Annotated in this window: 15 protein-coding genes; 11 read left to right on the top strand and 4 right to left on the bottom strand. The window is 71.9% G+C overall.

Features of this window, described 5'->3' with window-relative positions; all coding sequences use genetic code 11:
* Positions 1-24 precede the first annotated feature (24 nt).
* Genes AB0B61_RS50195 through AB0B61_RS50180 form a run of 4 tightly spaced genes read left to right on the top strand, consistent with a single transcriptional unit; the run spans position 25 to position 3,458 of the window.
* Entirely contained in the window at positions 25-1,065 is a 1,041-nt protein-coding gene (locus tag AB0B61_RS50195; protein WP_358448309.1) for an iron chelate uptake ABC transporter family permease subunit, read from the top strand.
* The gene (locus AB0B61_RS50190) at positions 1,062-2,069 is read left to right on the top strand and encodes an iron chelate uptake ABC transporter family permease subunit (protein ID WP_358448237.1); all 1,008 of its coding nucleotides are present in this window, start codon (positions 1,062-1,064) and stop codon (positions 2,067-2,069) included. Before AB0B61_RS50195 ends, AB0B61_RS50190 begins: the two co-directional genes overlap by 4 nt.
* Positions 2,070-2,120: 51 nt before the next feature.
* On the top strand, positions 2,121-2,939 hold the full coding sequence (locus AB0B61_RS50185) for an ABC transporter ATP-binding protein (RefSeq protein ID WP_358448235.1): 819 nt from the start codon (positions 2,121-2,123) through the stop codon (positions 2,937-2,939).
* A 45-nt stretch (positions 2,940-2,984) separates the two neighbouring features.
* Positions 2,985-3,458, top strand: coding sequence for a hypothetical protein (locus AB0B61_RS50180; RefSeq protein WP_358448233.1), 474 nt, complete (start codon positions 2,985-2,987; stop codon positions 3,456-3,458).
* Positions 3,459-3,511: 53 nt separating this feature from the next.
* Here AB0B61_RS50180 and AB0B61_RS50175 read toward each other — a convergent pair whose 3' ends face one another.
* Positions 3,512-4,144, bottom strand: coding sequence for a helix-turn-helix domain-containing protein (locus AB0B61_RS50175; protein WP_358448231.1), 633 nt, complete (start codon positions 4,142-4,144; stop codon positions 3,512-3,514).
* Between the two features lie 36 nt (positions 4,145-4,180).
* Between AB0B61_RS50175 and AB0B61_RS50170 the strand changes: the two genes are divergently transcribed.
* Positions 4,181-4,495 (top strand): rhodanese-like domain-containing protein, encoded by a 315-nt coding sequence (locus tag AB0B61_RS50170; RefSeq protein WP_358448229.1) that lies wholly within the window; start codon positions 4,181-4,183, stop codon positions 4,493-4,495.
* Between the two features lie 93 nt (positions 4,496-4,588).
* On the top strand, positions 4,589-5,884 hold the full coding sequence (locus AB0B61_RS50165; RefSeq protein ID WP_358448226.1) for an FAD-dependent monooxygenase: 1,296 nt from the start codon (positions 4,589-4,591) through the stop codon (positions 5,882-5,884).
* On the opposite strand, the gene AB0B61_RS50160 is transcribed toward AB0B61_RS50165, so the two are convergent.
* On the bottom strand, positions 5,835-7,088 hold the full coding sequence (locus tag AB0B61_RS50160) for an ArgE/DapE family deacylase (protein ID WP_358448224.1): 1,254 nt from the start codon (positions 7,086-7,088) through the stop codon (positions 5,835-5,837). The genes AB0B61_RS50165 and AB0B61_RS50160 overlap by 50 nt on opposite strands.
* Before the next feature lie 66 nt (positions 7,089-7,154).
* On the opposite strand from AB0B61_RS50160, the gene AB0B61_RS50155 reads away from it, so the two are divergent.
* The gene (locus AB0B61_RS50155) at positions 7,155-8,108 is read left to right on the top strand and encodes an endonuclease/exonuclease/phosphatase family protein (RefSeq protein WP_358448222.1); all 954 of its coding nucleotides are present in this window, start codon (positions 7,155-7,157) and stop codon (positions 8,106-8,108) included.
* A 50-nt stretch (positions 8,109-8,158) separates the two neighbouring features.
* Positions 8,159-8,479, top strand: a complete 321-nt coding sequence (locus AB0B61_RS50150) for a co-chaperone GroES (protein WP_219533268.1) — start codon at positions 8,159-8,161, stop codon at positions 8,477-8,479.
* A gap of 3 nt (positions 8,480-8,482) precedes the next feature.
* Here AB0B61_RS50150 and AB0B61_RS50145 read toward each other — a convergent pair whose 3' ends face one another.
* Both AB0B61_RS50145 and AB0B61_RS50140 read right to left on the bottom strand, forming a co-directional pair.
* A complete protein-coding gene (locus AB0B61_RS50145) occupies positions 8,483-9,466 on the bottom strand; it encodes a hypothetical protein (RefSeq protein WP_358448220.1) in 984 nt (327 codons plus the stop codon).
* A 55-nt stretch (positions 9,467-9,521) separates the two neighbouring features.
* Positions 9,522-9,977 (bottom strand): TIGR02611 family protein, encoded by a 456-nt coding sequence (locus AB0B61_RS50140; RefSeq protein ID WP_358448218.1) that lies wholly within the window; start codon positions 9,975-9,977, stop codon positions 9,522-9,524.
* Positions 9,978-10,152: 175 nt separating this feature from the next.
* On the opposite strand from AB0B61_RS50140, the gene AB0B61_RS50135 reads away from it, so the two are divergent.
* From AB0B61_RS50135 to AB0B61_RS50125, 3 genes are all read left to right on the top strand, one after another.
* Positions 10,153-11,049 carry an aryldialkylphosphatase gene (locus AB0B61_RS50135; RefSeq protein ID WP_358448216.1) on the top strand — a complete coding sequence of 299 codons (897 nt, stop codon included), beginning with the start codon at positions 10,153-10,155 and terminating at the stop codon, positions 11,047-11,049.
* Between the two features lie 188 nt (positions 11,050-11,237).
* On the top strand, positions 11,238-12,710 hold the full coding sequence (locus AB0B61_RS50130; protein WP_358448214.1) for a histidine kinase: 1,473 nt from the start codon (positions 11,238-11,240) through the stop codon (positions 12,708-12,710).
* Positions 12,707-13,414 carry a response regulator transcription factor gene (locus tag AB0B61_RS50125; RefSeq protein WP_358448213.1) on the top strand — a complete coding sequence of 236 codons (708 nt, stop codon included), beginning with the start codon at positions 12,707-12,709 and terminating at the stop codon, positions 13,412-13,414. The genes AB0B61_RS50130 and AB0B61_RS50125 overlap by 4 nt, the downstream gene beginning before the upstream one ends.
* The last annotated feature ends 13 nt before the right edge of the window (positions 13,415-13,427 follow it).

The following is a 13,427-nucleotide window of genomic DNA, read 5'->3' as shown; positions in this document are numbered from 1 at the left end:
CGAAAGGGGTGCGGGTTGCCCGCGGTGAAAGAGCGCCCGGCCGAGGTCGAGCCGGTGGCGTCCCGGGGGCGTCCGGCGGCGCTGGCCGGTGGGCTGGTGGTCGTGTTCGGCGTGCTGGTCCTGGTGGCGATGGCCAGCGTGGCGCTGGGCGCGCGGTCGGTGCCGCTGTCCACGGTGCTGGACGCGCTGACCGCCCCCAACGGGTCCGGCGACCACACGGTCATCCGCGAGTTACGCGTCCCGCGGACCCTCCTGGGCATCGGCGTGGGTGCCGCGCTCGGGCTGGCGGGGGCGCTGATGCAGAGCCTGACCCGCAACCCGCTGGCCGACCCGGGCCTGCTCGGCATCAACGAGGGCGCCGCGCTGGGAGTCACCCTCGCGCTCGGCCTGTTCGGGCTCTCGGACCCGGCCGTCTACGTGTGGTTCGCGTTCGGCGGCGCCGCCGTGGCCTCCGTCGTCGTCTACGCGCTGGGCTCGGCCGGCCGTTCAGGCGCCGGTCCGGTACGCCTGGCGCTGGCCGGCATCGCCGTCGGCATGGTGTTCACGGCGGTGGCCTCGGCCATCCTGCGCATGGACCCGCAGACGTTCGACCGGATGCGGTTCTGGCTCACCGGCTCGCTGGCCGGGCAGACCTCCGACGTGCTGCTGCGGATCGCACCCTTCATGGTCGTCGGCGTGGTGGTGGGGTTGGCCCTGGCCAGACCGCTGAACATGCTGGCGCTGGGCGACGACGCCGGCAAGGCCCTCGGCGTGGCCGTCACCCGTACCCGGGTCCTCACGGCCGTGTCGGTCACGCTGCTGTGCGGCTCCGCCACGGCCGCGGCCGGGCCGCTGTGGTTCGTCGGGCTGGCCGTGCCGCACGCCGTACGCGCGGTGGTGGGTCAGGACCAGCGGTGGGTGCTGCCGTACACGGTGCTGGCCGCGCCGGCGCTGCTGCTGGCGGCGGACGTGGCCGGCCGGCTCATCGCCCGGCCCGGCGAGGTGCAGGTGGGCATCATGTGCGCGGTGGTCGGCGCGCCGATCTTCATCCTGATGGCCAGGCGCAGGAGGCTGGCCGCGCTATGAGCATCCGTTTCGGTCCCTGGTCCGTACGGCTGGCGCCGCGGGCCCTCCTCGTCGCCCTGGTCCTCGTCCTCCTCGCGTTCGCCGTGACCGTGGCGGCGATCTCGACCGGCGAGTTCACCGTGTCCGTACCCGATGTGCTGAGCGCGCTGTTCGGCCAGGGCACGCCCGTCGCCGAGCTGATCGTGAGCAAGCTGCGCGCGCCCCGGGTGGTCACCGGGCTGCTGGTGGGCGCGGCGTTCGGCCTGAGCGGCGCGATCTTCCAGAGCCTGACCAGGAACCCGCTCGGCAGCCCCGACTTCATCGGCTTCACCGCCGGCGCCTCCACAGGCGGCATCCTCGGCGTGATCGCGGGCGGCACGGCGCTGCAGATCGCGGGCGGCGCGCTGGCGGGCTGCGTCGGGACCGCCGTGCTGGTGTACGCGCTGGCCCATCGCGGGGGCGTGCAGGGCTACCGGCTGGTCCTCGTCGGGATCGGCGCGAACGCGCTGCTCCTGTCCGCCAACTCCTACCTGCTGACCAGGGCCAACATCAACGACGCCGCGACCGCGGGCGCGTGGCTCACGGGCAGCCTCAGCGGGCGCGGCTGGGACCACGCGATCCCGGTGGCGGTGGCGCTCGCGGTGCTGCTCCCGGTCTGCGCCTCGGTGTCGCGGCCGATGCGGATGCTGGAGATGGGCGACGACTCGGCGCGGGCCATGGGCATCAGGGTCGAGGCCGTACGGGCCACGGCCATCACCGTGGGCGTACTGCTGTGCGCGGTCGCCACGGCCGCCGCCGGGCCGGTCATCTTCGTCGCCCTGGCGGCTCCGCAGCTGGCCAGGCGGCTGACCCGGTCACCAGGCGTGACGATGGGCGCCTCGGCGCTCATGGGCGCCGTCCTGCTGACCGGCGCCGATCTGGCGGCCCAGCGCGTACTCGCCCCCACGCAGCTGCCCGTCGGCGTGCTCACGGCCGCGATCGGCGGCGCCTACCTCGCCCTGCTCCTCCGAAAGGACCGCCACTGATGCTCCTCCGAAAAGCCCGCCACTGATGCTCGCGCGAAAGGACCGCCACTGATGGCACTCCCCCAGTCCGAGTCCGCCCGGCTGTCGGGCAGCGACCTCACCCTCGCCTACGACCAGCGCGTCGTGGCGGCCGAGCTGGACGTGACGATCCCCGACGAGTCGTTCACCGTGATCATCGGGCCGAACGCCTGCGGCAAGTCCACCCTCCTGCGCGCCCTGGCCAGAATGCTCAAGCCCAGGAAGGGCGCGGTCCACCTCGACGGCAGCGTGATCACCTCGCTGCCGTCGAAGGAGGTGGCCAGGCGGCTCGGCCTGCTGCCGCAGAGCTCGATCGTGCCCGACGGCATCACCGTGACGGACCTGGTGGCCCGCGGCCGCTACCCGCACCAGAAGCTGATGCGGCAGTGGTCACGCGCGGACGAGGCCGCGGTGACCGAGGCGATGCGCGCCACCGACGTGTCCGAACTGGCCGACCGGATCGTGGACGAGCTGTCCGGCGGCCAGCGGCAGCGCGTGTGGCTGGCCATGGCGCTGGCCCAGGAGACGCCGATCCTGCTGCTCGACGAGCCGACGACGTTCCTCGACATCTCCCACCAGATCGAGGTGCTGGACCTCTGCGCCGACCTGCACGAGGCCGGACGCACGATGGTGGCGGTCCTGCACGACCTCAACCAGGCGTGCCGCTACGCGACCCACCTCATCGTCATGCGCGACGGCGCCATCGTGGCCGAGGGCGAACCAGCCGGGATCGTCACGCCCGGCCTGGTGGCCCAGGTCTTCGACCTACGCTGCGAGATCATCGAAGACCCACAGTCGGGCACCCCGCTCATCATCCCGGAGGCGCGCCGCCAGGCGAGAACGACGGCCTGATCCATCTCTCCCTGGAGGGCTGATCACGTGAGGTAGAACGGTGGCATGGACGCCGCAGTACTCGCGCAGATGCTGGACGAGACCTTCGATCACGCCGTCGTGCACCACGGATACACCGACTACATGCGCGACTACGAGGTCATCGTCTACGTGACGGCAGATCCCCGCACCGGGGTCGAGCCGGCCTACCTTCGGTATCTCTTCAGGTACTGCGTCGAGGCCCGGTGCGAGTCCTCGCTGGCGCCCGAGATCTGGCGTCGCTCTCTCGACGACCGGCTCATCGACTTCGAGACCGGTGTCGACCTTGACGGATACGTCTGGGGGGTGAAGTCGCACGACTTGTACCCAGGCGCGACGGTTCTCCCTGAGTCGCAAGCGACCCGCCGTTGGGCCCAAGCCGTCGGGATCGACTTCCACGAGGTACGCCTCGAAACCAACGCACATCATCTCACCCTGCTCTTTTCGGAGCTGCAGGTGAGCGAGGTCCCGACCGGATACGCCCCTTTCATCACGGGCTAGCGCCAGGTCCTCAATTAAGCGGGTTCCCCGGCATTCCGGGGAAACCCCCCCGCTCAGCCCACCAGGGCCCCGACCAGGGCGGTGATCGCGTCGCGGGCGCGGGCCTCGCCGTACTCCTCCCTGAGCACGCCCGCCACCTCCGCGGCGGTGGCCGCCAGCAGTGCGTGGGACAGTACGTCCGCGTCGGAACCCGGACGCGAGGCCGCCAGCAGAATGGCCGCGTGGCGGTGCCAGAAGCGATAGGCCCCGATCCGGTAGCGGGCGCCCGGACTGGCCGTCTCGGACATGCGTACCAGGTCGAGGTGGGCGAACAAGTAGTCAAGATAGGCGTCGACGAAGGCGGTGAGCCGGTCGCGGGCGGGCGCGCCGGGACCCAGCGGCGGCGGGCCGGACAGGATGCGTTCCTGCAGCACCCGCTCGCGCTCGTCGAGCAGCGCCACCGCCAGCCCCGATTTATCCCCGAATCTGCGGAACAACGTGCCCTTCCCCACCCCGGCCTCCGCCGCTATCGCATCCATGGAGACCGCTTCGACACCCTTCTCAGCGAACAGTCTGGCCGCGGCGGCAAGGACCTTCTCCCTGTTGCGCGCCGCGTCCGCACGTTCGTTGACCGGGCCCCCGCGAAGCAGTTCCAGTCTCTGTCTTGACGAACCGGACTGCGGTCCGTTAGCTTTCGAGCCATCCACAAAGCGGACTGTAGTCCATTTGGCCCGGAGGCCACAATGACCATCACCCGCGACGAGCTCCGAGCGACACTCGGCACGGTCACCCTACTCGACACACTCGGCGGTGCTTACTACGACCAGCAGCACCTGCCGGGTGCCATCGCGCTGGTCGAGAGCGAGGTCGCCGAGCGGGCGCCCGCGCTGCTGCCCGACAAGGACGCGCCGATCGTCACCTACTGCACGAACCCGGCCTGCAACAACAGCAAGGCCGTCGCCCGCCGCCTGACCGCCCTCGGCTACACGAACGTGCGCAGGTACGTCGAGGGGATCGAGGACTGGGTGACGGCGGGCCTGCCGGTGGAGTCCTCGTAGAACGTCATTCTTGGAGCGTGCCAAAGGACGTGGAAGCGGACGGCAGGCCAGGTGACTCTCTGGAAGCGACACCTTTCTCAGGGGGGAACCATCATGGATCACGCCATCGTGATCGGCGCGAGCATCGCGGGCCTGCTGTCCGCCGCCGCTCTGCACCGCAGGTACGCCAGAGTCACCGTGATCGACCGCGACACACTGCCCGCGGCCGACGCTCATCGCCGGGGCGTCGGCCAGAGCCGCCACGCGCACGGCCTGCTCGCCAGGGGCCGTGAGGTCATGGACGAGCTGCTGCCGGGGCTCACCGCCGAGCTCGTCGCGCAGGGCGCGCTCATGGGCGACCTGCAGAGCCGGGCCCGCTGGATCCACGACGGGCAGACACACGCCCGCGCGGAGAGCGGACTGATCGGGCTGTCGGTCAGCCGCGCACTGCTCGAAGGGCAGATCCGCCGCCGCGTCACCGCCTTACCCGGGGTGCGCGTGCTGGCCGACCGCGCCGTCACCAGCCTGCTCGCCGACCAGGGCCGGGTCGGCGGCGTGCGGCTGGCGGGCGGGGACCCGATGCCCGCCGACCTGGTCGTCGACGCCTCGGGGCGCGGCTCGCGCACGCCGTACTGGCTGGCCGAGCTCGGATACGAGCGGCCCGCCGAGGAGCGGGTGACGATCGACCTGAGGTACGGCACCCGCGAGTTCCGCCGCCGGCCGCACGAGCTCGACGGCGACCTTGTCCTCGTGGTGGCGCCCACGGCCGAGATCCCGCGCGGTGGGGTGGCGCTGGCGCTGGAGGGCGACCGCTGGATCGTCACCATGGCCGGGTACGCCGGCAAGGGGCCGGAGCTCCCACTCCAGCGATTCGCCGCGTTCGCCGAGACGCTGCCCGCCCCCGACCTGGCCCAGCTGATCACCGTCGCGGAGCCGATCGGCGAGCCGCGCTCGTACCACACCCCGGCCAGCGTCAGGTATCGCTACGAGCGGCTCTCGCGCTTCCCCGAGGGCCTGCTGGTCGTCGGGGACGCCGTCTGCGCGTTCAACCCGTTCTACGGCCAGGGCATGTCGGTCGCGGCGCTGGAGGCCAAGGCCCTGCTCGACCCGGATCTGCGGCCGCTGCCGTTCTTCAGGCGGATCACCAAGGTGCTCGACGCGCCATGGGACATCGTGGTCGGCGGTGACCTGCGGCTGCCCGGCGTGGAAGGGGAGCTCACGCCGAAGATCCGGATGATCAACGCCTATCTGGGCCGGTTCCACGCGGCGGCGGCGCACGACGCGGACCTGGCCCGGCGCTTCCTCCGCGTGTCGAATCTGATGGACGCCCCGCCGTCGCTGATGAGTCCGGGGGCGCTGCTCAAAGTGTTCCGCAACGGCGCACCACGAGCGTTGCCAGCGCTCGTGTGACCTCTCGCAGCTCCCGCAGCTCGACCTGCTCCCTGGGGGCGTGCGCGTACCGCACGTCGCCGGGGCCGTAGTGCAGCGCCGGGATCCCGCCCGCCGCGTAGAGCCGCAGGTCGCTCCCGTACGGCGCGGCCTTCTCCATCGGCCGCGCGCCCGTCGTGTCGGCGACCGCCCCGGCCAGCTCCGCCAGCAGCGGGTGCGCCTCGGGCAGCCGCCCGCTGGCGAACTGGCCGCCCGGCCAGGTGATCGCCGGCGGGTGGTCGCGCAGCCACGGGTGTGCGACCGTCAGCACCGCCTCCTCGAACGCGGCCCGCGCCGCCGCCGGGTCCTCGTCCAGTTGAACGCCCATCCGGCCCTCCGCGACGAGCAGGTCGGGCACGCTGCTGGCCCAGTCGCCCGCCCGCACGGTGCCCACCTCGATCGGGTACGGCATCACGTTCCCGGCGAACACGGCCGGCACGTCACGATTGCGCTCGGCCTCCAGGCGCCGGATCGCCTCGAACACCGGCCAGAACACCTCGACCGCGTTGACCCCCTCGTACCGGGTGGCCCCGTGCGCGGCCCGGCCCACCACCTCCAGCCGGAACGTCAGCGCGCCCGCGTTGGCCGTGATGACGGCACCGCTGGTGGGCTCGGTGATGACCGCCGCCTCCGCCGTGTGGCCCCTGGCCAGCGTGGCGAACGCGCCGAGGCCGCCGTCCTCCTCGCTGACCACGCAGTGCACGGCGAGCGGCCGGGCCAGCCGTACCCCGGCCTTCTTGAGCGCGCGGACGACGGCGAGGTTGGCGGCCAGCCCGGCCTTCATGTCGCAGGCGCCGCGGCCGTGCAGGGTGTCGCCGGTGATCCTGGCGGCGAACGGGTCGTTCCCCTCCCACCGCGCCGGGTCGCCGATGGGCACGACGTCGACGTGGCCCTGCAGCGCCAGTGCCGGTGTGCCTTCGCCGCCGGTCACGGCCACCACGCCGTAGCCCTCGGCCCTGGGCGCCTCGGTGCCGGGGAAGCCCGCGCGGCGGCCGAGGTCGTCGAGGTCCAGCTTCCAGACGTCCACGTCCAGATCGGCCTCGATGAGCACGCGGGCGACGCGGTGCTGGAGGTCGGACTCCGCGTCGGTGCCCGTCACGCTGGGCACTCGGACGGTCTCGGCCAGCAGGTTCACGGTGTCGGTGTCGTCGATGGCCTGGAGGACCCTGGCTTCCGCGTCGCGCATGGGGCCCATCATCTCATGGCGTGAACCTATGTGTTGATTTGTGGCAATACATGGGAGGAGGTGCGGGTGCGAACTTTGGTGAGTGTTCTGGTGTGGCTGGTAGTGGCTCCGTTCGCGGTGTGGGCGGCGCTGCGGGTGAGCCCGTACGACGGGTTGTGGCCATGGGTGCCGATCGTGGCGTTCACGCCGTACGCGGCGGCGGCCTCCGTGCTCGGCCTCGTCCTGGCCGGGGCGCTGCGGCGGTGGGTCGCCGGGGCGGTCGCGCTCGTCACCGTGGCGGCCCTGGCGCTGGCCGTACTGCCTCGCTGGTTCGCCGACGGCGAGGCGGTGGCGGGCGGCGGGTCGGTCGCGGGCGGGCGGACGTTGCGGGTGCTGGCGGCCAACCTGATGGTGGGCTCGGCCGACACGGCGGGGCTGATGGACCTGGTCGCCAGGCTCCGGCCGGACGTACTGACGCTGCAGGAGCTCACCCCCAAGGCCGCGGCGGCCCTGGACCGGGCGGGTCTGCGCAAGGCGTTGCCGCAGGCCGTGGTCCGGGCGCTGCCCGGCGTGGGCGGCTCCGGCGTCTACTCGCGTCATCCGCTCACGGCGGGGCCGGCCATCCAGTTCGGCGCGTTCGGGCAGGCCAGGGCGGTGCTCACGGAGCCGGGCGGCACGAAGATCGAGGTGGTGTCGGTGCATCCGTGCGCGCCCAAGTACGAGGGACGGACGCCCTGCTGGCAGCAGGGGCTGGTCGCGCTGCCTCGCGGAGGCGGGGCCGCGCGGGTGCTCGCCGGCGACTTCAACGCCACGCTCGACCACGTGCCCATGCGCGACCTGCTGGCCGCCGGCTACCGCGACGCGGCGGACGTCACCGGACGGGGCTTCACCGCGACGTACTGGCCCAGCGGCGGGCGGGCCCCCGGCGTGGTGATCGACCATGTGCTGGCCTCCGCCGGGATGGGGGTACGCGCGTTCTCGGTCGAGTCGCTGGCGAAGACCGACCATCGGCCCGTCTTCGCCGAGCTCACACTGCCCTGACGTCAGCCATTGCCGGTTCGCGGGAGTCCGGATGACCGTAAACTGAGCGCGTGGTAGCACCCAAGTTCGAGATCCAGATGCTCAACGACCGGGTGATGATCCGGCTTGAGCAAGAGACCGAGGAGCGGCGCAGCGGCTCCGGGATCGTCATCCCCGCGACGGTCAAGATGGCCAACCGGCTGGCCTGGGGCGAGGTCTGCGGGGTCGGCTCGAACGTGCGCGCGGTCAAGGTGGGCGACAAGGTGCTGCTCAACCCGGAGGACCAGTTCGAGGTGGAGCTGCACGCGCAGGTCTACCTCGTCATGCGCGAGCGCGACCTGCACGCCGTCGCCACGCAGGAGACCGACCACGGCACCGGCCTCTACCTGTAGGTCTCACCGGCGATTAAAGGTCATCCAGAAGCGCGCCTTCCACGTCTGGGACGGGATGCCGGCCAGCACCCGCGTGACCTTGCCCGTCAGGTCGATCACCGACAGGCGGTAGGCACCCTGGTGGACCGTGACCGCGATGACATGGCTCTCGTCCCACCAGCCCCAGAGCATCTCGGGGCTGACGGCCACCCGGCTCGCGATCTTGCCTGTGGCCGGGTTCACCAGGCAGAGCTGCTCCTTGAAGCGGGTGGGGCACCACGTGGTCAGGCGGCTGCCCGACGGCGAGAAGGCGTCCTCCGGCCCGGTCGGCAGCCCGATGCCCGCGAACGTGCGCAGAGCCGCGCCGTCACTGGCCCGGTAGGTCCGCAGGCCGTCGCCGAACCTGGCGACCAGATCCCCGCCGGGGCTCCACCAGAAGTCCGCGCTCCCGTCGAGGCCGGCCGGGCGGACCGTGCGCGCGGTGCCCGCCACCACGTCGACGACGGTGAAGCCGACGGTCCGCCACTTCCCGCCGACCTTCTGCTCCACGGTGAGCGCCACCCGCTTGCCGTCCCGCGACCATGAGATGTACGAGGCGGCCAGGGGCTTCTTGACCGTACGGACCCGCCTGGTCTGGCCGCTGGCGCGGTCGGTGAGCAGGAGCGAGTCGTAGCCCGCCCGGTAGGACTTCGGGACGCCGGCCACCGTGGCGGCGTCGGGCGAGACCGCCGCCTCCGACAGGGTCGGCTGATTGATGAACGTGTTGCCGGTCTTGGCCCTGAGGTAGGTGCTCTTGGTGCCCAGGCCGTAGCTGCTGAGCCGTACGGGATCACCCACCTTTTCCTGATATTTCACGCTGACGCCGGGAAGGGGCAGTGTGTCCGCCTGGGCGGTCAGGAGCCCGGCGGTGCCAGCGGCGGCGGCAGTGCTGGCGGCGCGGGCGGCGTCGGCGGGCGAGGCCGGAGCGAGCAGGGCGAGCGTCAGGGCGACGGCGATGTGGGCGATCACGCCCCGCAGAATAGGCACCGGATGGCCTGATTTCCGGCAGCGATAACGACCCGGTCTAGATAATGCGCTGGGCCAGCTGGATCACATCGATGCCGAGCGTCCTGAGTCCGAAGTAGACGATCACGGCCGCGACGGCCACGGTCACGATGAGCACGATGACGCGGACCGTCCAGCCCTGCCGTTTGTACCATTCGGTCCAGTCGTGCAGCACCCGCTTGCCGAACTCCAGCGCCCGGCGCGCCCAGTGGAACTCGGTGGCCAGCACGGCCAGCCCCGCGAACACGACCAGCCAGCCCGGACCGGGGAACGGCACCATGATCAGGCCGCCCACCACCATGATGGCGCCGATGGCGCCGATGACGATCTTCAGCGTGAGCGCGCCCGCGCGGGTGGATCGGATGCCGTCCAGCCAGCCGTGGATGCCCGTCCGGCGCTCGGGCATGCTGGAACGGTCGGCCGACTCACCCTTGATCGCGTCGGCGTCTCCGGTCTCGGAGTCCTGGATCGGCAACGTACTCCCCCGCACGGTCGATGTGCCCCCCAGGATACGGCCCGGCGACCCTGAAATAGGCTGCCTTACCAACCCGGCAACCCGCCAAAACGACAAACCGCACGAAACGTAAAATTTCATGCTTTTATAGGCGACTTCGGGCAAAAATCGGTTACCGTCTCCTATGCCCGAGGCCATGCTTCGTACCGTCACCGGTCCCGTACCCGCGACCGCCATCGACGGCGCCGTCCTTCCCCGCGAGCACCTGCGCACCGACATGCGCTGGGCGACCGGCATCGACTCCGACCCCTATCGGTGGCTCGACGAGGACCAGACCGTCACCACCGAACTCCGCGAGGTGCGCCAGTCCGACCACCTCGGCTTGATCATCGATCTTACCTGTCTGGGCATGGGCCGCGACGCCGCCGCCCTGGCCCGGATCGCGATGGGCAGCCGGGTTCCGGTGATCGCCTCGACCGGCCTGTTCGCCGGACCGTTCAGCGGTCCCCGCGACGCGGACGTCGAGACGCTCACCAAGCGGCTGATGAGCGAGATCTCCGACGGCCTCGACGACATCGGCGTGTTCCCCGGCGTGATCGGCCAGGCCGGCTGCTGCGGCAAGGAGCCCACTCCGGCCGAGGAACGCAGCCTGATCGCCGCCGCCCGCGCCGCGCTGGCCTCCCGCCTGCCCGTGGCCACGTACGGGCACAACGGGCTGGCCATGCTGGAGATCCTCCTCGCCCAGGGCCTGACCGGCGACAGGGTGAGCGTGGGCTACGCGGGCAGCGACCCGGCCGTCGCCCGCAAGATCGCCGAGGCCGGCGCGTACGTCAGCCTGGGCTCACTCAGCCTCGGCACGGACCAGTCGGCCAGGATCGCGCTCGGCCTCATCGAGGACGGCCACGCCGACCGCCTCCTGCTCAGCACCGGGGTGAGCAGGATCGCGCAGGTCAACCGGTACGGCGGGCCCGGCTACGCGCACCTGTTCCACACGCTGCTGCCGCGCCTGCGCGAGTCCGGGGTCACCGAGGACACGATCCGCCTCGTCACCCGGGACAACCCACTGCGCTGGCTCACCAGCGGCGCCGCCTGACCTGGACGGCGCTCCAGGTGGTCGGGGATTTCCGACTGCGCCCCTGGTTGCTGCCCGCGCTCCAGATTCGCGGCTGACCGGCCACCACAAGATCGTCGTGGGAAGGTCCTGGCGGTCCGGCCGCCAACCGGAGGGCCGGAAACTGGCTAGGATTATGGGCTGAGCGAGCCTGGCCAGGTGGGGGGACGGTGACCGAGCACACGCACAGCGGTGACGGCCCGCGCGGGCCGTTCAAGGCTCTGTCCCGCATGGCCCGGCTGGGTGACGTCCCGGTCGTGATCATGCTGGCCTGGGCCGGCTGGCTGGCCGTCCCGTGGTCCTTCAGCGGCCTGGCCCAGGCACGCGCCGCCGCTGCCGCAGCCGCCGCGGAGGCCGAGCCGCCGCCCGTCATCTCCACGGGCACGGCCGGAGCCGGCACCTCGGCGGATGCCGTACGAGCTGGCTCGCCCGCCGACGCCGTACGAACCGGCCTGCCCGCCGACGCCGTACGAACGGGCTTGTCCTCCGACGCCGTACGAACGGGCTTGTCCTCCGATGCCGCGCGAGCCGGCACCACCGCCGAGGCCGTAAGAACCGGCTCGCTGGCGACCGCGACGCCCGCCAGGGCCTGGGGCATCCCGGCGGCCCACAGCCTCACCCCGGCACACCGCACGGTCCGCGCCCTCCGTGACGACGCCCCCTGTGACGGCGCCCTCCGTGACGACGTTCCCTGTGACGGCGCAGTGGGTGACGCCGCATCGGGTGGTGGGCCCCGGGAGGACGTGCTCGCCGCCGAGCGGGCGCGCATCGCCGGGGAGGTGCATGACGCCGCCGGGCACGGGCTGGCGGCCATCGCCCTGCAGGCCGGGCTCGCGCTCGTCACTCTCGACGACGACCCCGAGCAGGCGCGCGCCTCGCTGCTGGCGATCAAGGAGACCAGCACGACGGCGCTCACCCAGCTACGCGCCGCACTCGACCGGCTCGACCCGCGCGACAGCACCCATGATCCGGACAACAGCGCCAATGACGCGCGGGACGGCGCTTACGACCTGCCGAGCCTTATCGACGGGGTACGGGCCGCAGGGCTAGCGGTGAACGTGGAGCCCGCCGAGCCCGCCGTACCCGCCCACCTCAGCGCGACCGTCTACGGGGTGGTACGCGAGTCACTCACCAACGTCCTGCGCCACGCCGGCCCGACGCAAGCGCTCGTCCGTCTGTCCGGCGACCCGGCCGGGCTGCTCGTCCTGGAAATCGCCGACCGGGGCACCGACCGAGGCGCTGCCCTGCCGGGAGCGGCTCAGGAGCGGGGCCGAGGTGCCGACCGGCCAGCAGCGACCGAGGAGCGTGGCCGTGACGCCGACCAGCCAGGAGCGGCCGAGAAGCGCGGGCGAGCAGGGACGTTCGAGGAGCGCGGCTGGGCAGGCATGACCGAGGGCCGGGGACTGGCCGGTATGCGGGCCAGGGTGGTCGCCGCAGGCGGACACTTCACGGCCGGCCCACGGGACGGCGGCGGCTTCCAAGTCCTCGCCACATTCCCGCAGCAACCCGCAATCCAAAACAGCCCAGCCCATCACAACTGGCAACCCGAACTCCAGAACGGCCCACACCACATCCGGCAAGCCGCATTCCAGGCCGGCCCAGCTCACCACGACACCGCCGACTCCCCGGCAGACCTCACGTGACCCCCACCTCGGCCGACGTACCAGAGGAAGCCAAGGAAGCCGAGCAGGAGCCGGTGATCCGGGTGGCCGTCGCCGACGATCAGGCCGTCGTGCGGATGGGGCTCAGGGCGTTACTGGATCGGGAGCCGGGCCTGGAGTGCGTCGGCGAGGCGGCCGACGGCGCGGCGGCGCTCCAGCTCATCCGCCGCACCCGTCCCGACGTGCTCCTGCTCGACATCCGCATGCCCGGCATGGACGGCCTGGCAACCTTGCGGGCCATCGCCGGTGACCGCGAGCTGAGCGGCACCAGGATCGTGGTGGTGACCACGTTCGCCGTGGACGAGTACATCTTCGCCGCGCTCCAGGCCGGCGCCAGCGGGTTCCTGCTCAAGGACAGCGCCCCCGACGAGCTGGCCGGTGCGGTCCGGGTGGTGGCCGCAGGCGAGGCGCTGCTGTCGCCCGCGATCACCAGGAAGGTCATCGGCCTGTTCGGCCGCCACGGCACTGAGCCGGTAGAGGGGCTCGACACCCTCACGCCACGCGAGCGCGAACTGGTGGCCTGGGTGGCCACCGGCCGGTCCAACGAGGAGATCGCCAAGGAGTTGGTGATCAGCCCCGACACCGTCCGCACGCACGTCAGCCGGGCCATGGTCAAGCTGCACGCCCGCGACCGCGCCCAGCTGGTCGTGTTCGCGATGCGCGCCGGCCTGGCCATACCGACGTAGCCAGACCGTACGA

This window comes from Nonomuraea sp. NPDC049158 (assembly GCF_040648335.1).
GTDB lineage: Bacteria > Actinomycetota > Actinomycetes > Streptosporangiales > Streptosporangiaceae > Nonomuraea.
The sequence above is the reverse complement of the archived record's forward strand: the minus strand, read 5'-3'. Positions and strand labels throughout refer to the sequence as shown.